The 23,157-nt window shown below is 61.8% G+C and carries 15 protein-coding genes and 3 pseudogenes; 15 read left to right on the top strand and 3 right to left on the bottom strand.

Annotated features, from left to right (window positions below):
- The first annotated feature begins 25 nt into the window (after window positions 1–25).
- The 5 genes from AC1POX_RS19870 (at window position 26) to AC1POX_RS19850 (ending at window position 7,496) form a co-directional block, all read left to right on the top strand.
- Window positions 26–4,093, top strand: coding sequence for a DUF6531 domain-containing protein (locus AC1POX_RS19870; protein ID WP_372356511.1), 4,068 nt, complete (start codon window positions 26–28; stop codon window positions 4,091–4,093).
- Between the two features lie 54 nt (window positions 4,094–4,147).
- On the top strand, window positions 4,148–5,341 hold the full coding sequence (locus AC1POX_RS19865) for an RHS repeat domain-containing protein (RefSeq protein ID WP_372356510.1): 1,194 nt from the start codon (window positions 4,148–4,150) through the stop codon (window positions 5,339–5,341).
- Window positions 5,323–5,790 carry a hypothetical protein gene (locus AC1POX_RS19860; RefSeq protein ID WP_372356509.1) on the top strand — a complete coding sequence of 156 codons (468 nt, stop codon included), beginning with the start codon at window positions 5,323–5,325 and terminating at the stop codon, window positions 5,788–5,790. Before AC1POX_RS19865 ends, AC1POX_RS19860 begins: the two co-directional genes overlap by 19 nt.
- Window positions 5,791–6,021: 231 nt before the next feature.
- Window positions 6,022–7,200, top strand: coding sequence for an RHS repeat-associated core domain-containing protein (locus tag AC1POX_RS19855; protein WP_372356508.1), 1,179 nt, complete (start codon window positions 6,022–6,024; stop codon window positions 7,198–7,200).
- Window positions 7,201–7,253: 53 nt separating this feature from the next.
- Window positions 7,254–7,496 (top strand): hypothetical protein, encoded by a 243-nt coding sequence (locus tag AC1POX_RS19850; protein WP_207306621.1) that lies wholly within the window; start codon window positions 7,254–7,256, stop codon window positions 7,494–7,496.
- Between the two features lie 403 nt (window positions 7,497–7,899).
- Here the strand turns inward: AC1POX_RS19850 and AC1POX_RS19845 are convergent, their stop codons facing one another.
- Window positions 7,900–8,655, bottom strand: a complete 756-nt coding sequence (locus AC1POX_RS19845; protein ID WP_372356507.1) for an SDR family NAD(P)-dependent oxidoreductase — start codon at window positions 8,653–8,655, stop codon at window positions 7,900–7,902.
- Window positions 8,656–9,032: 377 nt separating this feature from the next.
- Here AC1POX_RS19845 and AC1POX_RS19840 point away from each other — a divergent pair, with 377 nt between their 5' ends.
- Window positions 9,033–10,442 carry an FAD/NAD(P)-binding protein gene (locus AC1POX_RS19840; protein ID WP_218556611.1) on the top strand — a complete coding sequence of 470 codons (1,410 nt, stop codon included), beginning with the start codon at window positions 9,033–9,035 and terminating at the stop codon, window positions 10,440–10,442.
- Between the two features lie 230 nt (window positions 10,443–10,672).
- Window positions 10,673–11,104, top strand: coding sequence for a VirK family protein (locus AC1POX_RS19835; RefSeq protein WP_003486419.1), 432 nt, complete (start codon window positions 10,673–10,675; stop codon window positions 11,102–11,104).
- Window positions 11,105–11,229: 125 nt separating this feature from the next.
- On the opposite strand, the gene AC1POX_RS19830 is transcribed toward AC1POX_RS19835, so the two are convergent.
- Complete coding sequence (locus tag AC1POX_RS19830) at window positions 11,230–12,738, bottom strand: efflux transporter outer membrane subunit (protein WP_372356506.1); 1,509 nt, start codon at window positions 12,736–12,738, stop codon at window positions 11,230–11,232.
- 88 nt (window positions 12,739–12,826) lie between these two features.
- On the opposite strand from AC1POX_RS19830, the gene AC1POX_RS19825 reads away from it, so the two are divergent.
- From AC1POX_RS19825 to AC1POX_RS19795, 7 genes and pseudogenes are all read left to right on the top strand, one after another.
- Complete coding sequence (locus tag AC1POX_RS19825) at window positions 12,827–13,444, top strand: TetR/AcrR family transcriptional regulator (protein ID WP_008575513.1); 618 nt, start codon at window positions 12,827–12,829, stop codon at window positions 13,442–13,444.
- A 78-nt stretch (window positions 13,445–13,522) separates the two neighbouring features.
- Window positions 13,523–14,671, top strand: a complete 1,149-nt coding sequence (locus AC1POX_RS19820) for an efflux RND transporter periplasmic adaptor subunit (RefSeq protein ID WP_057681070.1) — start codon at window positions 13,523–13,525, stop codon at window positions 14,669–14,671.
- Window positions 14,668–16,950 (top strand): annotated as a pseudogene (locus tag AC1POX_RS19815) (efflux RND transporter permease subunit); the annotation flags it as partial. The gene AC1POX_RS19820 and the pseudogene AC1POX_RS19815, both read left to right, overlap by 4 nt.
- A gap of 68 nt (window positions 16,951–17,018) precedes the next feature.
- A protein-coding gene (locus AC1POX_RS19810; protein WP_126952755.1) for an IS3 family transposase occupies window positions 17,019–18,121 on the top strand; the annotation gives its coding sequence in 2 pieces (ribosomal slippage) (window positions 17,019–17,277 and window positions 17,277–18,121; 1,104 coding nt in all).
- Window positions 18,122–18,148: 27 nt separating this feature from the next.
- Window positions 18,149–18,973: pseudogene (locus AC1POX_RS19805) on the top strand (efflux RND transporter permease subunit); the annotation flags it as partial.
- A 15-nt stretch (window positions 18,974–18,988) separates the two neighbouring features.
- On the top strand, window positions 18,989–19,912 hold the full coding sequence (locus AC1POX_RS19800) for an oxidoreductase (protein WP_372356505.1): 924 nt from the start codon (window positions 18,989–18,991) through the stop codon (window positions 19,910–19,912).
- A 179-nt stretch (window positions 19,913–20,091) separates the two neighbouring features.
- Window positions 20,092–20,427 (top strand): DUF6172 family protein, encoded by a 336-nt coding sequence (locus AC1POX_RS19795; RefSeq protein ID WP_008575519.1) that lies wholly within the window; start codon window positions 20,092–20,094, stop codon window positions 20,425–20,427.
- 434 nt (window positions 20,428–20,861) lie between these two features.
- On the opposite strand, the gene AC1POX_RS19790 is transcribed toward AC1POX_RS19795, so the two are convergent.
- Window positions 20,862–22,154: a DEAD/DEAH box helicase gene (locus AC1POX_RS19790; protein ID WP_122273377.1), complete on the bottom strand. Its 1,293-nt coding sequence runs from the start codon at window positions 22,152–22,154 to the stop codon at window positions 20,862–20,864.
- A gap of 334 nt (window positions 22,155–22,488) precedes the next feature.
- On the opposite strand from AC1POX_RS19790, the pseudogene avrRxv reads away from it, so the two are divergent.
- Window positions 22,489–23,104: pseudogene (avrRxv, locus tag AC1POX_RS19785) on the top strand (type III secretion system YopJ family effector AvrRxv); the annotation flags it as partial.
- Between the last annotated feature and the right edge of the window lie 53 nt (window positions 23,105–23,157).

Below are 23,157 nucleotides of genomic sequence, written 5' to 3'. Positions count from 1 at the left end.
ACTACGCGATTCCAAGGATGCCGAAATGGAAGCTGGCAACAAGACACTGAAGCATTGGCTATGGAGCACCAGCCTGGGCATGCTTGCTGCTTTATCGAGCACTGGCTCCGCCAGTTGGGCTCAGTCACCGAACTTGGCGAGCACTCCCGCGACAAATGCGAATGCATCTGCGGCAGGCTATGCATCAGTGGCTCAACGGATTTCGCTTGGCGACGACCAGACGCTACGTCTGGAAGCGTCTGGTACTTCCATAGTCTTGACGAAACAGGCCAAGCAACAGCGAGTTCGCTCCTGGACGCTTCCTGAGCAACGCATAGGCGCCAGTCTGACGCGGCTAGCCGATGGACAGGTGCTGATCTGGGGCGGTGCAAGCGCACAAGGCGCACTGCGTGCAGGCGGATATTTGATCGATCCCGAGCAAGATAGGCTGCAGCCCATTGCACTGGCAGGTGTGAGTCCACGTGCGCAACATAGCGCGACGGTGTTGACAGATGGTCAGTTGTTGCTGGCGGGCGGTCTAGGGAGTCCAGGGCAAGCTCAACTCTGGAATCCCCAGACCCAGCATGTGGTGACCTTGGCCATGCCTGCCAGGACTGGCCAGGTCGCTACCCTGCAGGCCGATGGCCAGGTACGCCTGTCTGGAGGGATGAGAGCAAGTGCCGGTGCACGTACCGATCTGTTGTTCGACCCGGTGACTCAGACGTTTGTTACAGCCAACCCGCACTGGGCAGCATCGGCGGATGCCGCGCTGGCTGCATCGCTTCCAGCGACAGGGGAGGCCCAAGCCGACCCCGACACTCGCATCGCACTGCGTTTTACGCGACCGGTGCGAGGCGCGGATGTCAAGGACACGACAGTGTCGTTGATGGGGCCAGGGGGACTGGTGGATACGCGCGTATCAGCGGCGGAAGGCGGCCGGCTCGTTTTCATCCAGCCCAGGACCACGCTCTTTCCGGACACCAGCTACACGGTGCTGGCGCAGGGGCTGCACGGTCTGGATGGCAAAGGTGTGCCGCTATCTGTCGTTGAGTTCAAGACCCGTGCGCTTGACGGTGCTGTCGATGCGGAAACCGCGACCGCCAAGGACGTGGGCAAGGCAGGTGAAGACATCCCGAAGAATCCGGCTCTGATGGGATGCGGCACTGACCATCCATCACCCTGCAAGAAGTCGTCCTCGTTGACTGAAGGCGTCTGGCAGCCAGGCCAGGACAGCACCGATTCGCGTTGGCGTGTCCAGGGCGCGCAGCCTGAGGCTTTGCCGATCAGTGCGCTTGAAGTTGCCGCCATGGCCAGTGGGCTGACCAGCGTCAGCGGCCAAGTGCTGCTGGTCAATAGTCGGCCTCTTGCTGGCGTGGAGATTAGCGTTGGGTTGAACAAAACACGCACGGACCCGACGGGACGGTTTGTGCTCACGGGTATCGCAACAGGGCGGCAAGAGCTCTATGTCGATGGCACGTCTGCCAACATCGCCGGGCGCGAATACGGCCAATTCGTCGTGGGCGTAGATCTCAAGGCCGGTGAGCTTACCCGGTTGCCTTACACGATGTACGTGCCGCAGATCAGTGCACGCGATAAGACAAGCATTGCCTCACCATTGAAGCGGGACGTGGTGGTCACCCATCCGGATATCCCCGGTCTGCAGATTCATATCCCGGCCGGTACCGTGATTCGCGATCGCAAGGGTCGTCTGGTCAATGAGCTGGCGATCGTGCCTACGCCAGTCAATCGTGCTCCGTTCCCGGTGCCCGCCAACTACCCGATGTACTTCACACTTGAGCCAGGCGGCGCGCTGATCCAGGGCTTGACGCCGCAAGCCGCGCAGGGCGTCAAGGTGCTGTATCCCAATTACGACAAATTGCCTACAGGCACGCAAGCCAACTTCTGGATCTATGAGCCAGCCGAGGGGTGGCGTGTGTATGGCAAGGGGCGTGTGACATCCGATGGCACGCGTATTGCGCCAGAAGCCGGCGTAGGCCTGTATCAGGCAATGGGAGCAAGTTATAGCGTCGACACGAATAACCCGCCTCCTGAGCCCGATAAGCCACCCGTCAGCGACGGTTGTAATTGCGATGCCGGTGGCGCGGGCGCTACTGCAGGTGACCCGATCGATCTTTACACGGGTGAGTTTTCCTACGAAGAGACCGATGCAGTGGTGGGCGGTCTCTCGCCTATTGCGATTACTCGCTTCTACAGGCCACGGGAAACTCTCAAGCGTGATTTTGGTATCGGAACTGCTGCGGGTTTTCGTTACACCTTGTACTCGCCGACTGGAGATTATAATCAGCTGCACTTGGTGCTTCCGAGTGGTGCACCCATAGTTTTCAGCCGCATCTCCGGAAGTGGACTAACCGGCCAATGGGCGCAGTCCGGCTCTCTTTCAGGGTATGCGGGTTCTACTATCACGCAAGGCACTCCATCGGGGCACGGCTACCTGCTCGCATTGCGCGACGGCAGCAAGATGTACTTCAACCAGTACTCTCCGAATCAGCTTGAATGGACCACCGATCGGTTCGGCAACCGGGTCGATTATGTCTACGATGCAGGCCTCGTTTCGCGCATCATATCGGCGAATGGGCGTTATCTTGCAATCGCCTACGACAGCAGTAATCGAATCAGCAGCGTCAAGGATCCTCTGGGCAGTAGTTGGTCCTACGCATATAACTCCGACGGGTATCTCAGTAAGGTCACGCGGCCCGACGGGACTACACGTAGCTTCACCTATAAGGTGCGTGAAAAAACGTTGATGATTCCAGCCCAGGTGCGCTTGCAGGGAATCTTTGATGGCAAGAATCAACGCGTGTTATGGAATGAGTTTGAAGATGACGTGGGACTCGGATCATGGACCGGTCGCGTGGTCAAGCAGATGCAGGCAGACGGTGGGGTATTGACCATCGACTATGCCCATATCGAGGGCAATATGCTCGGTAGATTGATCACCAAGCCTGACGGCAGCAAGCGTCGCGTGACATTCGATCCCGCCACCCTGTATCCCAAGACCGATACTGCTGCCTATGGTACGGACCTTGCCCAGACCATCACCTACGAACGCGGCGCCGGCGGGCAGATCACTGCTCAAATCGATCCGCTTGGGCGGCGCACCGAATATTCCTACGATGGCAGCGGTCGCAAGACGCAGATCAAGGTAATGGCAGGGACCACCGAAGCGCGCACCACAACATTGGGTTACAACGCCGATGGCGATCTCGCATCGATCACAGACCCGCTCAACCACAAGACCAGCTTCGGCTACACCAGCCGGTGCCTAACGTCGGTCACCAACCCACTGGGAAAAGTCACCAAAGCAACCTGCAATGCCGCAGGGCAACGTCTCACGTTGACTGATGCCTTGAATCACACTACCAACTTCATCTGGACCGGCGAAGACCTGACCCAGATCAGCGATCCGCTCGGTCGCAATGTGCATTTCCGCTATGACGTGCTGGGGCGGATGATTGCCGCCCAGGACGTGCAGGGTAACCTCACACGAATGGAGTACGACGGACTGGGGCGAGCCGTAAAGTCAGTCGATCCGTTGGGGAATACCGTGCAGACGGGTTTCGACGCCAACGGTAACGTGGCCGCAATCCTGCTGCCGCACGGCAACGGCGTGACATATACCTATGACGAGCGCGATCGTCGCGTAACACGCACCGACGCACTGGGTCAGGTGGAGCGCTGGACCTACGACAAGATGGACCGGGTAAAAACCTACACAGACCGGCGCAACCGGGTGACCACCTACACCTATGACACGCTGGGTCGGCCCGCCACGACCACCTACCCCGGCATGGGCGGCACGTTGACCGCCAGCTACGACGCGGGCAACCGGATGGTGGCGCTGGCGGATAGCCTGTCGGCGACGTTGAGCTGGGGCTATGACAACTTCGACCAAGTCGTTGCCGCCAACAGTCCGCAAGGGACGGTTACGTATGGCTATGACGCGGCGGGGCGCCGCACGAAGATGCAGGCGGCCACGCAGGCAGAGGTTGTGTACGGTTACGACAACGGAGACCGACTGACCGCCATCACCCAAGGCAGCGAGAAGGTGAGCTTCGCCTACGACAATGCCAATCGCCTGACTACGCAAACCTAGCCTAATCAGGTGCAAACGGTCTACACGTACAATAACGCAGACCAAGTCACCGGCATGGCCTGGGGCAAGGCCGGGCAGGCGGCATTGGGAAGCCTAGGCTACGGCTACAACACGGTGGGTCAGTTGGTCGCACAAACCGGCACCCATGCGCCGCAGACCCTTCCGGCCGCTAGCAGCGGCAACAGCTTCGACGACAACAACCGGCAGACGACGGCCAGTAACGTCGCGCTGAACTACGACGACAACGGCAACCTGCTCAGTGATGGCAGTCGCAGTTACGTCTGGGACGACCGCGACCGTCTGAAAGAGATCCAGCAAGGCGGCACGACGATTGCCAGCTTCAGCTACGACGCATTGGGACGGCGTACGGCCAGAACCGAGGGTGGCACGAGCACGCAGTACTTGTATGACGGCCTGGACACGGTGCAGGAGACACAAGGCACCACCGTCAACCCTATCCTGACCGGGCTTGGCATCGACCAGCGCTATGCACGCAACGACACCGGCGGCAGAACGTACTTCCTGACCGACCAGCTGGGCAGCACGCGCTTGCTGACGAATGCGGCGGGCAGCGCAGTGCAGCGTTACGAGTACGATCCGTATGGCACGACTACGCAGAGCAGCACGGCTTACACGAATCCTTACCAGTACACAGGGCGGGAAAAAGACCTAAACGGGCTTTATTATTATCGGGCAAGGTATTACCGACCCCAGTGGGGGAGATTTATCAGTGAAGATCCCATAAAGCTTGCTGGTGGGGTTAATATGTATGGTTATGTTGACGGAAATCCTGTCAATAGTATTGACCCGCTCGGATTAATGGGCAGCAAAGGCGTTAAGCCAGGTCGAAGGCTCACCCCCTGCGAGATTGATGCATTGTCGCCGTATCTGCCAAAAGACGCTCTTGCCGACGCTCGTGTTCATGAAGGTCTTCCTTGGTTTGTGGTTGATGGTTTTAATGGAATTACGATTGGATCTAATATTTATCTTCAGAATGATCGTCCCAACACTGCTAGCGGTATTGCAACACTTGGGCATGAAGTGACCCATTCGGTTCAACAAGGGGTGTATGGAACAACTTTTATCTCTGTTTATGTCTTGCAGAGTCTTAGTGGGTTAATTCAAACCGGTAATCGCGGAGATGCTCATGACTCAATTGGTTTCGAGAAGCAGGGGATTAATGCAGAGCAGAAGATATTGGCTGATATTGCTAGACAGGGAGGACCCTCATGTGGCTGCCCAAGATAGGTTCTAGGTTGTTATTTTCTTTAATTATGTTGTCAGGTATTTCTTGCGCTGAACATAATGGAGATGGAGTTATATATAGAAGCGTTTCGAGCTTGCCAACTAATGAAATGATGAAAAGAGTTTGTTCGTATCCTCCTGCGAAGCGTGTGGATCTCTATTTGTATGGAGTTGAGAATTTCAGGCCTAGCGACTACGCATTGTTGCCCATTGAGTGTTTTGATGATCAAGTGGGGCGAGAGTTAGGTGGGCGCCTGAGTAATTCTTCAAGCGGCACCAGGACGTTTGCGATTATTTATGCCCTCTATGAGGGATGGAGGAGAGGTGTTTCTATTGATCGTAAGATCAGCTATGTTAAGGAGTGTTTAAAATTTTTCGAAGAAAAATCGCCATGTCATCGTTTGGCAGATCAAATAGATAAAGATGCGGTTTATTCGCACGGGAATCTCTGAGTTGCGTATATGGATAATGATCAAGGCTTTATCTGCCAATGGGTGGCGTAAGTGTGTGTGATCAATAATTCGATTATATTTTTATGAATATTGTGGTGATTTCGAGTGGTTGAAAGGCATCACCCAGTTGATGAGCTGCTGTACGCTTACGCCAACCGCCTCACCACCCAGACCTTGCCCAACCAGGTGTAGACGGTCTACACCTACAACAATGCCGACCAGCTCACCGGCATGGCCTGGGGCAAGGCCGGGCAGGCGGCATTGGGAAGCCTAGGCTACGGCTACAACACGGTGGGTCAGTTGGTCGCACAAACCGGCACCCATGCGCCGCAGACCCTTCCGGCCGCTAGCAGCGGCAACAGCTTCGACGACAACAACCGGCAGACGACGGCCAGTAACGTCGCGCTGAACTACGACGACAACGGCAACCTGCTCAGTGATGGCAGTCGCAGTTACGTCTGGGACGACCGCGACCGTCTGAAAGAGATCCAGCAAGGCGGCACGACGATTGCCAGCTTCAGCTACGACGCATTGGGACGGCGTACGGCCAGAACCGAGGGTGGCACGAGCACGCAGTACTTGTATGACGGCCTGGACACGGTGCAGGAGACACAAGGCACCACCGTCAACCCTATCCTGACCGGGCTTGGCATCGACCAGCGCTATGCACGCAACGACACCGGCGGCAGAACGTACTTCCTGACCGACCAGCTGGGCAGCACGCGCTTGCTGACGAATGCGGCGGGTAGCGCGGTGCAGCGATATGACTATGATCCGTATGGCACGACCGCTCAGAGCAGCACGGCTTACACAAATCCTTATCAGTACACGGGAAGGGAAAAAGATGCCAATGGCCTATATTATTATCGTGCGCGGTATTATCGGACGCAGTGGGGGCGATTTGTTGGTGAGGACCCTATCGGTTTGGCTGGAGGAAACAATAGCTATGCGTATGTAGGCGGAAATCCACTTTCATATGTAGATCCGAACGGGACGATAGCATGGCTAGCAATCCCATTTTTGTGTGCCGGAGGTGGCTGCGAGGCAATGCTAGCGGGCTTGCTTGCATGGAGCGCCTATAATGCAACGCCAGCTGGGCAAGAAGCTAATAGAAATGCGGCGAATCAGATTGAGGGTCTATGGCATGCAAATGAAAATGGTGATAATGATGCCCAGGCGCCAGGCATGCCTACTCCTGAAGACGGCTATGTGTGTCCAAAAAAATGGGATGGAAAAAAGGTCAGGAGTCCGAATGGACGTGGCCATGGGTGGCCAGACAGCAAAGGCAATGTTTGGGTGCCGACGGGGCCAGGATCTGGAGCGCATGGAGGACCACACTGGGATGTTCAAAAGCCCGGTGGTGGATATGATAATGTTTATCCAGGTGGACGAAAGAGAGGTGGACGCTAATGCCGAATATACAGGTCGTTGATGGGGCAGATAATTGCACTTACGATATTTTTATGGCCAATGTTGATGACTTTCATGAAATTTTTCCAGATTCAGGTCAGGACGTTGAGTTCATAAGTGACTTTGTTTCACGGGTGGGTGAAAAGCGTGCAACAAATATACTAAATAGAGTTTGGAAAAATCCAGTCGACAAAAAGTTGGCTCAAGGTATTCATGGCACTTTATTTTTCGAACTTGACAAGAAAAAAGTGTATTATCCCACCAAGAAAGAATCGGAAATGTCATTGGGAATTTGACGTTATATTACAGCATGAGGCATGCAGTCATTGAGTTTCTTATAGAGTTATAATGGGGTTTTGTGGGTAAGCAAATGCCTCTGTGGCGAGGTTTTATTTGCGAAATTGCCATCCGATGTTGTAAGGCTAAGATCGTTTGCATGAAAAATCACTGCTGCTCCTTCGGTAGTGATATATTCGAGCTGATGCTACCACTCTGGTGCTGGCCTGCAGATAGCGTCGATCGTCGGATCGAATATGAGCTATGTGGAAATTGGCAAGGCTTTGATATGTTTTGGCTAAAAATTATTTTTAGTCCGATTCATTATGAACTGCGTGTGTGAGTCGAGGAATTATTTCGACCTATCTTAATGGGTGCTAGTTTGCATTGGCGAATTGTTGCTCTTCGAGCAGTGGACGAGGCTCACCCCAACGACTGCCCACCATCCACCGCCAGCACTTGCCCGGTGATCCAACTCGCCTGCGGCGATGCCAGGAACAAGGCCGCATCGGCAACATGCTGCACCTGTCCGAAGCCACCGAACGGGATGCTGTCGCGGATGCGCGCGTATAGTTCCGGCTCCTCGCGGCTGCGCGTGTCCCATAGTCCATCGGGAAATTCGATCGATCCAGGCGAGATTGCATTGACGCGGATGCGCTCGCGCGCCAGTTCTGCAGCCAGGGTGGTGGTGTAATAGTTGAGTGCCGCCTTGGCGGTGGAATAGGCAATCGCGCGTGGGGTAGGGCGTTGCGCGTTGATCGAGCTGATGTTGAGGATCACCGCAGCCGCGCTGCGGCGCAAATACGGCAGCGCGGCGCGGTTGCAGCGCACCGCGGCCATCAGGTCGACATCCAGTCCGGCCTGCCAGCTTGCATCGTCGTTGCCATGGCCAAAGCCGGAAGCGTTGTTGATGACCACGTCCAGCCCATCCAGCGCTTGTGCTGCAGCGTGGACGTAGGCATCGATCTGCGTGGCGTCTGCCAGGTCGCAAGGCAGTGTGTGCACCGGGGTGCCATGCGCCGCCAGTGCGTCTGCAGCGTGTGCAAGACCGGCGGCATTGCGTGCGCAGATCGAAACCTGCGCGCCATGACGCACGAAGCCTTCTGCGATCGCCAGACCAATGCCACGGCTGCCGCCAGCGATCAGCACGCGTTGCGGACGAACTGCGGTGTTTGACATGGCGGCTGCTCGGTTTGGATGGCCGTATTATCCGATAGCCGCGCGCCACGGGGTCGCCACGCGTATCGCAAGTGCGGCACGGACGACGATCGCCCTGCATGTTTGCGCTGCACCGGACCATTGGCCTCAGCCGTTTGCATCGCCAAATTGCGCAGCGCCGCAGAAAACAGACATGCGCAAACGCACGCGGCACCACTACATATGGTGGCGACCGCTGTCATATCGCTGCCATGGACGATCGGCGTTGCATGCCCCGCCTGCCTCATCACTGCCGGCGATCAGCTTATGCGTTTTTGCTTGCCCGGCGCTAACCAAACGTTTACACATCGGCGGCGCGCTGCGGGCACAACTTGCGGGTCATCAAGCGGAATTTGCACATGGAAACCCATATCACCGTGATCGGCGCCGGCTTCTGCGGCACCGCGCTGGTCCGTGCGCTGGCGCAGACGGCCGATGCGCAGGTACGCATCACCCTGGTCGGCGTGGCCGACACCTTTGGAAGCGGGATCGCCTACGGCGCAGCGCGGCCAGAGCATCTGCTCAACGTGCGTGCCAAGGATCTGGGCATCGACGCGCAGGCCCCCGGCGCGTTCGCCGACACCCTGCACCTGGGCGAGAGCGGGCGGCTGGAATTCCTGCCGCGGCTGGCCTATGGCGACTATCTGCGTAGCGAACTGGATGCAGCAGTGAGCGGTGCGCAGGCGTCGGTCATGCGGTTATCGCAGGAAGCTGTGGCGGTGGAGCGCGTGCGCAAGGGGTTTCGTGTGTTTCTGGCCAATGGCGATGCCTTCCAGAGCGATCGCGTGGTACTGGCGGTCGGCGCACTGCAACCGCAGGCGCTGGCGGGTATCGGCCCGCGCTTGAGCGTGCATCCGCGTTACATCGGGTGGCCGTGGCAGGGCGACGCATTGGCGCGGCTGTCGCCGGACGACGATGTGCTGATCGTCGGTACCGGGTTGACCATGGTGGACGTGGCGCTGACCTTGCACACGCGCGGGCATCGCGGCCGCCTGCTGGCGATTTCGCGGCGCGGGCTGGCACCGCAGGCGCATCTGCGCCAGCCCGGCGCGCCATTGGAATTGCCGCCGCATCTGCAGCGTGCGCTCAAGGACGCCGACCTGCGCGGCCTGCTGCGCGGAGTGCGTCAGCTCAGTGCGGTGGTCGACGATTGGCGTCGCGTGGTGGATGCGCTGCGCCCGCATTTGCAGCCGCTGTGGCAGCGCCTGGAACTTCCCCAGCGTGCACGCTTTTTGCGGCACCTGCGCCCGTACTGGGAAGTGGCGCGCCATCGCGTGGCGCCCGGTGCGGCCGAACAGCTGGCGCAGTTGCAGGCATCGGGCCAGTTGCAGATCGTCTCTGCGCGCTTGCTGCGGGCGCGCTGGGTGCCAGATGGCGTAGAGGCGGTGATCCGCCCGCGTGGTGCTGCCGACGCGCAGACCGGTCATTACGATGCGGTAATTCGCGCTACCGGGCTGGATACCGACATCGATCGCACCAGCGATCCCTTGATCGCCGGCATGCGCGAAGCCGGTCTGTTGCGGGCCGATCCCTTGGGCCTGGGCGTGGACACCGATGCGCAGTTGCGCGTCCGTGACAGCGCCGGTCAGATCGTGCCGGGACTGTATTGCGTCGGGCCGCTCTTGCGGGGGCGTTACTGGGAAATCACCGCCGTGCCCGAGTTGCGCGTGGCCACGCGTGCATTGGCCGACCGCTTGTTGCTGGGCGCAACGCCGGCATTACAGCCCACGCCCGAGCACGTGCCGCGCGAGGTCAACGCGCGGTTGTAGATGTGGTAATTGACGAGATCTTTGACGATCTTGACCTGCGCATCGCGCCGCCCGCGCATGCGCAGTGATGGCCGACCTCTGGATCTGTGCGCGGCGTCCGCCGGCGAGCGCACTCATGCCGCGCGATGCGTAGTGCCGCGTGCTCATGCAGGCCGAAGTGGGTCATGTTGGCGGTCCTGGGCGCATGCAAGCCCAGGCCGTCGCATCCATTTCCCCGCCTGGAGTCCGCCATGCCACGTCTTGTTCCTGCCGCGCTGTTCGCCACGCTGTGCGCGTGTGCGCTGCCTGCCCTGGCCACCGAATCGCTGAACAACCGCGCCGAAGTTCTCGCTGCCCTGGACGCCGGCTACGACGTCAGTGTGAGCACCGACCTTGCACGTTGCACGCCCGAAGAAGGCACGCCGGCCACCCAGACCCGCGGCGGCCGCCACATCGATGCCTATCGCATCACCGCCGACGGTACCGTGGCCTTTTCCGATGCGCATTTCACCGTGGCCAACGACGGCAAACCGATCCAGCAATTCATGCGCTACCAGCTGCGCCCGGATGACACGCTGCGCTTCACCACCTACATGTACGACTTGCCGGGCCTGCAGCAACGCGGGCCGGTGCTGGCGTATCAATGCAAGATCAATGCAGGCGTGCGCTTCCATGCCGATTGAGTACGGCTGACAAGCCGTTTGCTGACCCTGTCGGCCAGCTCTTGCGGTTGCGTGTAGCCGGCGACATCGGTAGCGGTGGCGTGCCACCTGCGCAGACGCCCATCAACGTCAGCGTGGCGTGTCATTCACTTAGTTGCTGTCGTGTCGTCTTGGTGACGGTTGCTGTCCACGGCGACAGCGATCGCAGCAGGACCCGCACCGCCGGCCTGCCAACCGCCGCCCAGCGCCTTGAAGGTCGCAACCGCGCTGCGCGCCGCGTCGGTACGCGCCTGCACCTGCGCGTCGGAGGCGCGTAGCAGGCTGTCGTCGGCGTTGAGCACTTCGATCAGGCTCACCGTGCCTTTTTCGTAGGCCAGCGCAGAGGCGCCGCGTGCCTTGCCGAGTGCATCCACGCCCTGCGTCAGCACCGCTGCCTGCTGCTCGCGTTTGATCAGTGCGGTGAATGCGTTTTCGACGTCTTCGGTGGCGCGCAATACCGCAAGGCGATAAGCCGCCAATTGTTCGGCTTGCTGGCCTTTGGCCTGTGCGATCTGTGCGTTGATGCGGCCGAAGTCGAACAGCCGCCAGCGCAGGCCGAGTACGCCGGACGACTGCGCGGCGTCGCCGGTAAACAGGTTCGCACCGGAGATGGCGGTGGCGCTGCCAAGCAGGCCGCTCAGCGAAAACTTGGGGTAGTACTCGGCCATCGCCACGCCGATACGCGCATTGGAGGCGGCCAGCCGACGCTCGGCCACGATCAGGTCGGGCCGGCGCCGTAGCAGGTCGCCGGGGGTGCCGCTGTCGGCGATCTGGGGGGCTGGCGGAATGGGTTTGGTCGCCGACAGCTCGGCACGGTGCGTGCCGGGCGGCACGCCAAGCATCACGTCCAGCGCGTTCATTGCCGCAACCAGGCCGGCTTCCAGAGGCGGCACGCCGGCCTGCGCCTGCGCGAGTGCGCCCTGGGCCTGCTGCAACTGCAGTTCGGCGGCAAGGCCTTTGCGGTGGAGCAGCGTCACCATCGAAACCAGCCCTTGCTGGGTGGCGACCTGGCGCTGCGCCACGTCCAGCCGCGCCTGGAGGCCGCGGATGCTGATGTAGATATCGGCGGTCTGTGCGGCCACCGCCAGACGGGTGGCAGCAGCACCTGCTTCGGTGGCCTGGTAGTCGGCCAAGGCCGCCTGGCGGCCGCGGCGCAGGCCCCCGAACAGATCCAGCTCCCAGCTGGCGCCCAGGTTGGCTTCGTACACGCTGGCATGGCGGTCGAAGTTGGGCGTGCTGTTGAGCACCTGGCCCAGTGGGGTTTCCAGCGATTGGTAGGCACGCGTGGCGCTGCCGCTCACGTTGCCCGCCGGTAGCAGCGCGGCAGTGGCGGCGGTCAGCCCGGCGCGCGCCTGGGCCACGCGTGCGCCGGCCTGGGCCAGGTCCAGGTTTTGCGCCAGCGCCGCATTGATGTAGCGGCTCAGGTCGGGATCGTTGAAGCCGTCCCACCAGGTCGACAGGTCGGCTGGCACTGCGGCCTGGCGCTGCGCGATATCCGCCTGGCCGATGTAGCGGTCCGGCAGCGGCACCTCCGGCCGGGCGTAGTCGGGACCAACCGCGCAACCTGTGACGAGGCTGGCGGCAACGAACACTGCGAGGGTGCGGAGTGACGACATGTGCGGGGCCGGAATGACAAGTGGTGAGTGACTATAATACGAAATAGTCACTTTTGTAAGTCGGCAGCGACGGCGCTAAGCTGTCGCGATGAGCAAAGCATCCAACTATCCCGTGTCGGGCCGCGGCCCGGCCGACCATGATGTCCGCGACCAGATCGTGGTGGCCGCCACCGAGCATTTCAGCCGCTACGGCTACGAAAAGACGGCCGTGTCCGACCTGGCAAGGGAGATCGGTTTTTCCAAGGCCTACATCTACAAGTTCTTCGAATCCAAGCAGGCCATCGGCGAGATGATCTGCTCGCATTGCCTGGGGGAGATCGAGGCCGAGGTGCTGGCTGCGGTGTCTGCCGCGGCGTCGCCGCCAGAGAAATTGCGTAGCCTTTTCAAGGCGATTATCGAGGCGAGCCTGCGGCTGTACTCGCGCGAGCGCAAGTTGTACGAGATCGCCACGTCGGCCGCGACCGAGCGCTGGCCGCCCGTCATTGCGTACGAGGGCCACATCCAGGCACTGCTGCAGGACATCCTGGTGCAAGGGCGCCAGAACGGTGACTTCGAGCGCAAGACGCCGCTGGACGAACTGACCCAGGCCACCTATCTGGTGATGCGCCCCTACATCAATCCGGTGCTGCTGCAGCACAGCCTGGATCATGCCGGCGACGTGCCGCTGCTGTTGTCCAGCCTGGTATTGCGAAGCCTGTCGCCGTAAAAAATTGTTTGTGACTATTGACTGATTTAGTCACAAGTCTCAGGATGCGAGCCTTCATCCGATCGCTCCGGGATTGCCATGCGTCGCCGCCGCCTTGTCGCCTTTACCTTCCTCTGTGTCTTGCCGCTGGCGCTGAGCGCCTGCGGCGGCAAGGCGCAGCCCGATCCACGGACCGCCGCGCCGCGGGTGCGGGTTGCCACGGCTGGCGATGCCAGCGCTGCGGTGCGCACCTTCTCCGGCACGGTAGCGGCGCGCGTGCAGAGCGACCTGGGGTTCCGGGTGGCCGGCAAGGTGTCCGAGCGGCTGGTCGATGCCGGGCAGAGCGTCAAGCGCGGGCAACCGCTGATGCGTATCGACCCGGTGGATCTGCAACTGGCTGCGCGTGCGCAGCAGGACACGGTGGCCGCCGCGCGCGCCCGGGCGCAGCAGACCGCCGAAGATGAAGCCCGGTACCGCGACCTGCGCGGTACCGGCGCCATCTCGGCTTCGGCCTACGACCAGATCAAGGCCGCCGCCGATGCGGCCAGGGCGCAGCTGAGCGCCGCCCAGGCCCAGGCTGACGTGGCGCGCAACGCCAACCGCTACACCGACCTGGTGGCCGACGCCGACGGCGTGGTGATGGAAACGCTGGTCGAGCCGGGCCAGGTGGTTGCGGCCGGGCAGCCGGTGGTGCGGCTGGCGCACGCCGGCCCGCGCGAAGCGGTGATCCAGCTGCCGGAAACCCTGCGCCCGCAGGTCGGCTCGGTGGCCCAAGCCACGCTGTTCGGCAACGCCGCCGTCACCGTGCCGGCCACCTTGCGCCAGCTGTCCGAGAGCGCCGACCGGCTCACCCGCACCTTCGAGGCACGCTACGTGCTGGACGGCGCGCTCGCACAGGCACCGCTCGGCACCACGGTCAGCGTGCGCGTCCCCGGCGGCACCGCTTCCGGGAACCAGGCCGGCCTGCAGGTACCGCTGGCCGCGCTGTTCGACGCCGGCAAGGGGCCGGGCGTGTGGGTGATTGCCGGCAACCCGACCAGGGTGAGCTGGCGGCCGGTGACGGTGCTGGGCCTGGACGATGACCACGCCAACGTGGCCGGCAAGCTGGCACGCGGCGAGCGCATCGTGGCGTTGGGGGCGCATCTGTTGCGCGAAGGCGAGCAGGTACGCATTGCCGGCGAAGGCGTGGCCGGTAGCAGCGCGGCCACTGCTGGCAGCACCGCCAAGGCGGCAGGAGCGCAGCCGTGAGCGAGGGCCGGTTCAATCTCTCGGCGCTTGCCGTGCGCGAGCGCTCCATCACGCTGTTTCTGATCTTCCTGATCTCGCTGGCCGGCTTGGTGGCGTTTCTCAAGCTCGGTCGTGCCGAAGACCCGGCATTCACCATCAAGGTGATGACGATCGTGACCGCCTGGCCCGGTGCCACGCCGCAGGAAATGCAGGACCAGGTGGCCGAGAAACTCGAAAAGCGCATGCAGGAATTGCGCTGGTACGACCGTACCGAAACCTACACGCGTCCGGGTCTTGCGTTTACGACGCTGACCTTGATGGACAGTACCCCGCCTGGGGAGGTGCAGGAGCAGTTCTACCAGGCGCGCAAGAAGGCCGGCGATGAAGTGGCCAACTTGCCGGCCGGCGTGATCGGGCCGCTGATCAACGACGAATATGCCGACGTCACCTTTGCGCTGTTCGCGCTCAAGGCAAAGGGCGAGCCGCAGCGCCTGCTGGCACGCGATGCCGAGACCCTGCGCCAGCGCATCCTGCACGTGCCGGGCGTCAAGAAGGTCAACATCATCGGCGAGCAACCCGAGCGCATCTTTGTCGAGTTCTCGCATGAGCGTCTGGCCACGCTGGGAGTCAGTCCGCAGGACGTGTTTGCCGCACTCAACGCGCAAAACGCGTTGAATGCGGCCGGCTCGGTGGAAACGCGCGGGCCACAGGTGTTCATTCGCCTGGATGGCGCGCTCGACAGCCTGCAGAAGATCCGCGACACCCCGTTGGTCGTGCAGGGCCGCACGCTGAAATTGTCCGATATCGCCACCGTCAAACGCGGCTACGAAGATCCGTCCACCTTCATGATCCGCAGCGGCGGCGAACCGGCATTGTTGCTGGGCATCATCATGCGCGATGGCTGGAATGGCCTGGATCTGGGCAAATCGCTCGACGCCGAAGTGGGGGCGATCAATGCCGAACTGCCGCTGGGCATGCGTCTGAGCAAGGTCACCGACCAGGCCGTCAACATCGATGCGTCGGTCGGCGAGTTCATGACCAAGTTCTTCGTCGCGTTGCTGGTGGTGATGCTGGTGTGCTTCGTCAGCATGGGCTGGCGCGTGGGCATCGTGGTGGCGGCAGCCGTGCCGCTGACGCTGGCAGCAGTGTTCGTGGTGATGCTGGCGACGGGCAAGAATTTCGACCGAATCACGCTGGGCTCGTTGATCCTGGCGCTGGGCTTGCTGGTCGACGATGCCATCATCGCCATCGAGATGATGGTGGTGAAGATGGAAGAAGGCTATAGCCGCGTTGCCGCCTCGGCGTATGCCTGGAGCCACACCGCCGCACCGATGTTGTCCGGCACCCTGGTCACCGCGGTGGGCTTCATGCCGAACGGATTTGCTGCTTCCACTGCCGGCGAATACACCAGCAACATGTTCTGGATCGTGGGCATTGCGTTGATCGTGTCGTGGGTGGTAGCGGTGGTGTTCACGCCGTATCTGGGCGTGAAGATGCTTCCCGACCTGAAGAAAGTCGAAGGCGGCCACGCAGCGATCTACAACACGCCGCGCTACAACCGCTTCCGCCAGGCGCTGGGTCGCGTCATTGCCCGCAAGTGGCTGGTCGCAGGGTCCGTGGTGGGGCTGTTCGTGCTGGCGGTCGTGGGCATGGGCATGGTCAAGAAGCAGTTCTTCCCGATCTCCGACCGGCCCGAAGTGCTGGTGGAAGTGCAGCTGCCGTACGGCACCTCGATCAACCAGACCAGCACGGCGGCCGCCAAGGTGGAAGACTGGCTGTCCAAGCAGAAGGAAGCAAAGATCGTGACCGCCTACATCGGTCAGGGCGCGCCGCGCTTTTTCCTGGCGATGGGTCCGGAACTGCCGGACCCATCGTTCGCCAAGATCGTGGTGCGCACCGACGACCAGCACGAGCGCGATGCGTTGAAGCTGCGCTTGCGTGAGGCGATCGCGCAAGGCCTGGCACCGGAAGCGCGCGTGCGCGTGACGCAATTGACCTTCGGCCCGTATTCGAAGTTTCCGGTCGCCTACCGGGTGAGCGGCCCGGACCCGACGGTGCTGCGCGGCATCGCTGCGCAGGTCATGCAGGTGATGCAGGACAGCCCGATGCTGCGCACCGTCAATACCGACTGGGGCGTGCGCACACCGACCCTGCATTTCAGCCTGGACCAGGATCGCCTGCAGGCGGTGGGGCTGACCTCGGCCGCGGTCGCCCAGCAGTTGCAGTTCCTGCTCAGCGGCGTGCCGACCACGCTGGTGCGCGAGGATATCCGCAGCGTGCAGGTGGTGGCGCGGTCGGCCCGACGCCCCCCCGATTTTGAGTAGCACCTCAGTTTGGAGTCCAATTCCCTAACTCGAGGAGATTGGACGTGAAGAAGCGTTTTTCTGAAGAACAGATCATCGGCTTCCTGCGCGAAGCTGATGCCGGTGTGGCGATCAAGGACCTGTGCCGGCGGCATGGCTTCAGCGAGGCTTCCTATTATCTGTGGCGCAGCAAGTTCGGCGGGATGAGCGTGCCCGATGCCAAGCGGCTCAAGGACCTTGAGTCCGAGAACGCGCGGCTGAAGAAGTTGCTGGCCGAGCAGCTGTTCGAGAACGACCTGATCAAGGATGCACTGCGAAAAAAGTGGTGAGCGCACCGGCGCGTCGCATGCTGGTGCGCGAGTGGATCGGGCGTGGTGCCAGCGAGCGTCGTGCGTTGGCAGTGATCGGCATGAGCGCCAGTGCGCTGCGATATTGCCCGCGCGAAGATCGCAACGTCGCACTGCGCGAACGCATCTGTGCGTTGGCGCATCGCCATCGCCGTTATGGTGTGGGGATGATCTATCTCAAATTACGACAGGAAGGACGCATCGTGAACTACAAGCGTGTGGAGCGGTTGTACCGCGAGCAGCAGCTGCAGGTCCGGCGCCGCAAGCGCAAAAAGGTGCTGATAGGAGAGCGTCAGCCGCTGCTGCGGCCATCGCAGGCCAATCAGGTGTGGTCGATGGATTTCGTGTTCGACCGCAGCGCCGAAGGCCGAGTGATCAAGTGTCTGGTGATCGTGGACGATGCAACCCACGAAGCGATCGCCATCGAGGTGGAGCGCGCAATCTCGGGCCATGGCGTGACACGCGTGCTGGATCGGCTGGCGCACAGTCGCGGCTTGCCACAGGTGATCCGCACAGATAACGGCAAGGAGTTTTGCGGCAAAGCGATGGTGGCCTGGGCACATGCGCGTGGCGTGCAGTTACGGCTGATCCAGCCTGGCAAGCCAAACCAGAACGCCTACGTCGAATCGTTCAATGGCCGGCTGCGCGACGAATGCCTCAACGAGCACTGGTTCCCAACCCTGCTGCATGCGCGTACCGAGATCGAACGCTGGCGACGCGAATACAACGAGGAGCGACCCAAGAAGGCCATTGGCGGCATGACGCCATCTGCGTATGCCCAACAGCTGGCCAACACCGATATCATCAACCCCGGACTCTAAACCCGGCCGCTACTCAGAGCGGGGGGACGTCGGGCCGGCGATACCCGTCTGGATCCGGCACGCATCGCCGACTTCACCCTGGCCGGCGGCAACGGCCAACGCGTCCCGCTGTCGCAGGTAGGTAAGGTGGATGTGCGGATGGAAGAGCCGGTCATGCGGCGCCGCGATCGCGTGCCGACCATCACGGTGGGCGGCGATGTCGACGACACGCTGCAGCCGCCGGATGTCTCGGCTGCGATCACCAGGCAGCTGCAGCCGATCATCGACAAACTGCCCAGCGGATATCAGATCAAGGAGGCCGGCTCCATCGAGGAGTCCGGCAAGGCCACCGCCGCGATGCTGCCGCTGTTCCCCATCATGCTGGCGGCCACGTTGCTCATCATCATCCTGCAGGTGCGCTCGATCTCGGCGATGGTGATGGTGTTTCTGACCAGCCCGCTCGGCCTGATCGGCGTGGTGCCGACCTTGATCCTGTTCCAGCAGCCGTTCGGCATCAATGCGCTGGTGGGATTGATTGCGCTGTCGGGCATCCTGATGCGCAACACGCTGATCCTGATCGGACAGATCCATCACAACGAAGCCGAGGGTCTGGATCCGTTCCATGCGTTGGTGGAAGCCACCGTGCAGCGTGCGCGTCCGGTGATTTTGACGGCACTGGCGGCGATCCTGGCATTCATTCCACTCACCCATTCCGTGTTCTGGGGCACCTTGGCCTACACGCTGATCGGCGGCACGTTGGCCGGCACCGTGTTGACCCTGGTGTTCCTGCCGGCGATGTATTCGATCTGGTTCAAGATCCGGCCCGATCCCGGCAAAGGGAATAACGCACCGGACATTGCCCGGCCTGCATGAAGCACTTCTGCGACGGTGGCCACGGTGCCGTCGCAGCGCAATGTCGTGCGCCATCGTCACCACCTTCCGAACGCATGCCCTGCAGGCCGCACGCGTATCGCCGATGTCTTTCTCTTGATTGAAGGAACCGCAATGCAACAGCAGACCGTTGTGCTGATCACGGGCGTGTCGTCCGGCATTGGCCGTGCCGCCGCAGAACACTTCGCCCGAGCCGGCTGCATCGTTTACGGCAGCGTGCGTCACCTGGCCGGTGCCACACCGTTGACGGCCGTGGAGCTGGTGGAAATGGATATCCGCGATGCCGCTTCGGTGCAGCGTGCGGCCGATGGCATCATCACCCGCGCGGGCCGCATCGATGTACTGGTCAACAACGCAGGCACCAATCTTGTCGGTGCCATTGAAGAAACCAGCGTCGACGAAGCGGCCGCATTATTCGACATCAACCTACTCGGCATCCTGCGCACCGTGCAGGCCGTGCTGCCGCAGATGCGCGCACGCGGCCAGGGCCGCATCGTCAATGTCAGCTCGGTGCTGGGGTTCCTGCCGGCGCCGTACATGGGTGTGTATGCCGCCTCCAAACATGCGGTGGAAGGGCTGTCGGAAACGCTGGATCACGAGCTGCGTCAATTCGGCATTCGCGTGACGCTGGTGGAGCCTGCGTATACGAAGACCAGCCTGGGCAGCAATTCGCCGGTGGTGCAGGCCACCATTGCCGATTACGACCGCGAGCGTGGCGTGGTGGCGCGGGCAGTCACGCACAGTATCGACACCGCGCCGGAACCGCATGGCGTGGCCGCCACCGTGGTGGAGGCGGCGCTGGGCAGGTGGCGCATGCGCCGCACACCCGCCGGGCAGGCATCACTGCTGAGCAAGCTGCGCCGGTTCCTGCCCGCCAGCGCGGTGGACGGCAGCCTGCGCAAGCAGCTCGGGCTGCGGTGAGATGCGTCAGGGCGTCGATGCGGCCGGGAACGCAGGGGTTGGGCCGTACGGCGCGATTGCGTCAGTCCAGGCGCGCATGCCGCCATTTGGCGGTTCTGCAGCGCCACTTGATGCTGGATTCACCGAGGATGCCGCCTTGGCCTCACAATAGGCGGCCAGTCCCCACCACCGATGTCGCCATGCGCAAGACCTACCAGCTCAACCTCGAAGGCAAGAACCGCGATCGTCTGCTGGAATCCAGCAAGCACGATATCCGCAAGTACATCCGCCGCGAGCGCCGCAAGGAGCTGCCGGCTGGCGCGGACTACTGGGACTTCGAGATGCGCTTCGGTGTGGATGAAGCCAGTGCCGTGGCACTGCCGCCGGCCGAGCTGATCCGCTCGATCAACGCACTCGTCGCCGACGGTGGCGAGCAGTTCTTCGTCGAAATCCTGCGCAAGCCGGGCAAGCGCACGCCACGCGCGCAGAGCGATCATGCGTTCGGTGATGGCGAACTGGATTTCGAGCAGGACTGAGGTTTGATCGTCGTCCCGTCGGCGGCGCACCGCTGCGGGACGAGCAGTTGCTGGCGGAATGTCGACCGTATCGCATGGACGAGCCAGGCCTCGCGCGTTGTGGATGGCAACTGGCAGGGGTGCAGGAGGCCTGCGGGGACTTGACGCTGGCGAGCGTCCTTATTGGCGAAGCGACGGGGACGCTGCCACCGGCCAACCCTGCTGGTGCTTGGTAGCGGATACTTACCGCTCGGACGCAGCGGTTCGAGCGGGCCGTGGCTGGCCGACGCTGTTGCGCCAGAGCGTTTGCTGGGCGGTTGCGGCTTAGGCATGCTGAGCGCGTTCGGCTGCCGAGGCGCGCGGTTGCCAGGCCAGCCCGCGCTGCAGTGCGGCGGTGTGGGCGCAGTCATCACGCGCCGGTGCTAGGACTGCTTGCGACGATGCGTTCGCTACTCTCAGCCCGGCTTGCCAGCCTGCGCCTGCGCCGCGGCGCGTAATTTGTCTTTCTTGCTCGGCCGCTTGCCCTTGATGCCGCCGTTGTCATCCGCTGCACGCACCGCTGCGCCGGGCGCATGGTCGGGGGCAGGCGCCTGGACCGGGGTTGGCTCGAACCCTTCGATCACGCTGGTCGGCACGCGCAGGCCCTGGCGTTTTTCGATCAGCCGCCACTGCTGGGCGCTGTCTGCCGTGACGAAGCTGATCGCCACGCCGCTGGCACCGGCGCGTGCGGTGCGGCCGATGCGGTGGGTGTAGTCGACAGTGGAGCGGGGCAGGTCGTAATTAAGCACGGCCGGCAAGGCGTCGATGTCGATGCCGCGCCCGGCCAGGTCGGTGGCCACCAGCACCTGCACGTCCGCCTGTTTGAAGGCGCGCAGCGTGCGTTCGCGGCGGCCCTGGCTCAATTCGCCGTGCAGCGGCAAGGCGGCGATGCCGGTCTTGCTCAGTTTCTCGGCAACCTTGTCGGCGCTGTGGCGGCTGGCGACGAAGACCAGCAGTTGCGGCCATCCGTATTCCAGCAGCAGGTGACGCAGCAGCTGCGTACGTTGGCCGGCATCCACTGCGATGGCGCGTTGCGCGATCGCCGGTGCCTGTTCGGGCGTGGCGTCGAGGGTGATGCGCAACGGATCGCGCAGGCGACGCTTGGCCAGCGACGCGATGGCGGCTGGGAAGGTGGCCGAGACCAGCACGCTTTGCCGCTGCGCCGGCAGCAAGGCCAGGATGCGATCGAGCTCGGTGCCAAAGCCCAGGTCGAGCAGGCGATCGGCTTCGTCCAGCACCAGCGTGCTTACCTGCGAGAGGCCCAGCGCATTGTGCGTCACCAGGTCCAGCAGCCGCCCCGGGGTGGCGATGACGATGTCGGCGCCACCGCGCAAGGCCATCAGCTGCGGATTGATGGCTTCACCGCCGGTGGCGGCGACGATCTTCAGCCGTCGCGGCAAGGCGGCGGCCAGCGACAGCAGGGTCTGCGCGACCTGCGCGACCAGCTCACGCGTCGGTACCAGGATCAGCCCGCCCAGCACGCGCGGCGCCTGTTCCGGCGCCTGCAAGCGCTGCTGCAGCAGCGGCAAGGCATATGCCAGGGTCTTGCCCGAGCCGGTCTGCGCGGTGGCGATCAGGTCGCGTGCGGCCAGCATCGGCGGAATCATCGCGACCTGGATCGGCGTGAGCGCATGCACACCGGCCCTGGCGAGCGCGGACTCGAATACGGGCTGTAGCTGTAGCGACAGCAAATCTGCTTTCAGTGACATCGCGCGATTATCCGCGCATTGTCGACGGCGTGCATGCCGAAACGAAGTGCAGATGCGCTAGCCAAGCATAGCGCTCCATGGCACCGCCAAGCGGCAGTGCAAACAACCGGTATGTCGACCCGAGGTGTGCTGCGTCCAATGCGACTAATCCACGGCCGTGGCCCGGCTTTTTTGGGGTCGGTTAGTCACCGAACATCAGTTGCGCAGATCACTCTTCAGTGTGAATTAGTGTCGCTTATCTGTAGTGCTTCGTTCAGGGTTTTTCAGCTTTTCGCATTATTGCCTAGATCTTCGCGCAACGAAACCGAGTTCTTCGATTAGCGCGATCTAATATATGTGCGACTCCATAAGAGTGCAATTCAGATCCATACAAAAAATGGTGGTAAAAAATGAAGAAATTTTTCAGATCATTAGGAGTGGGCGGCTCAAGCAGCAGTCGTTTTCAACATCATATTCCGGAGGCTGACTCAGCACCCAGCAGTAAGGCGTCTACGCCTCCGGCCTCTCCGCCGCCGGATTCCCCGCCCAGTAACTCTGCTTTTTCCGCTCTCCCGACAAGGCCTCGCAAGAAGGCCGAGGCCTTGTCGGATGCGGTGGAGTCGCGCGGACATTTAGCCCCGCCAAGCCTGGTCTCCTATGCCAACGCAACCCTTGATCAACTGAGGCGAAATGAACCCATCAGCGAGTCACTTCGGCTGATGGACATTGAAAATCTCCCTCATCTGGTCCGCTCATACGACAATAGATTAAACAATCTAAATTTGCGCAGCTTCGACACACCGGGAGAATTCTTGAATGATCTGAGTCGCTGGCATAAGACAGGATTGCCCCTAAGAGCGGTAGTGCGACTGGACGAAGATCCGAGAAAGTGGCATCGCGTCGCATTCGACGTGCGCAATCACGAGAGTGGTCATACGTCGATTATCGCGCTGGAACCTGCATCTGCTTATGTCAGTCTCCCGTAAAATTGATCCAGCCATAACTAGAGGTCTCCAGCACACTA

This window comes from Xanthomonas sp. NCPPB 3442, from assembly GCF_056725145.1.
Note: the sequence above shows the minus strand (reverse complement) of the source record. Positions and strands in the feature narration are given on the sequence as shown.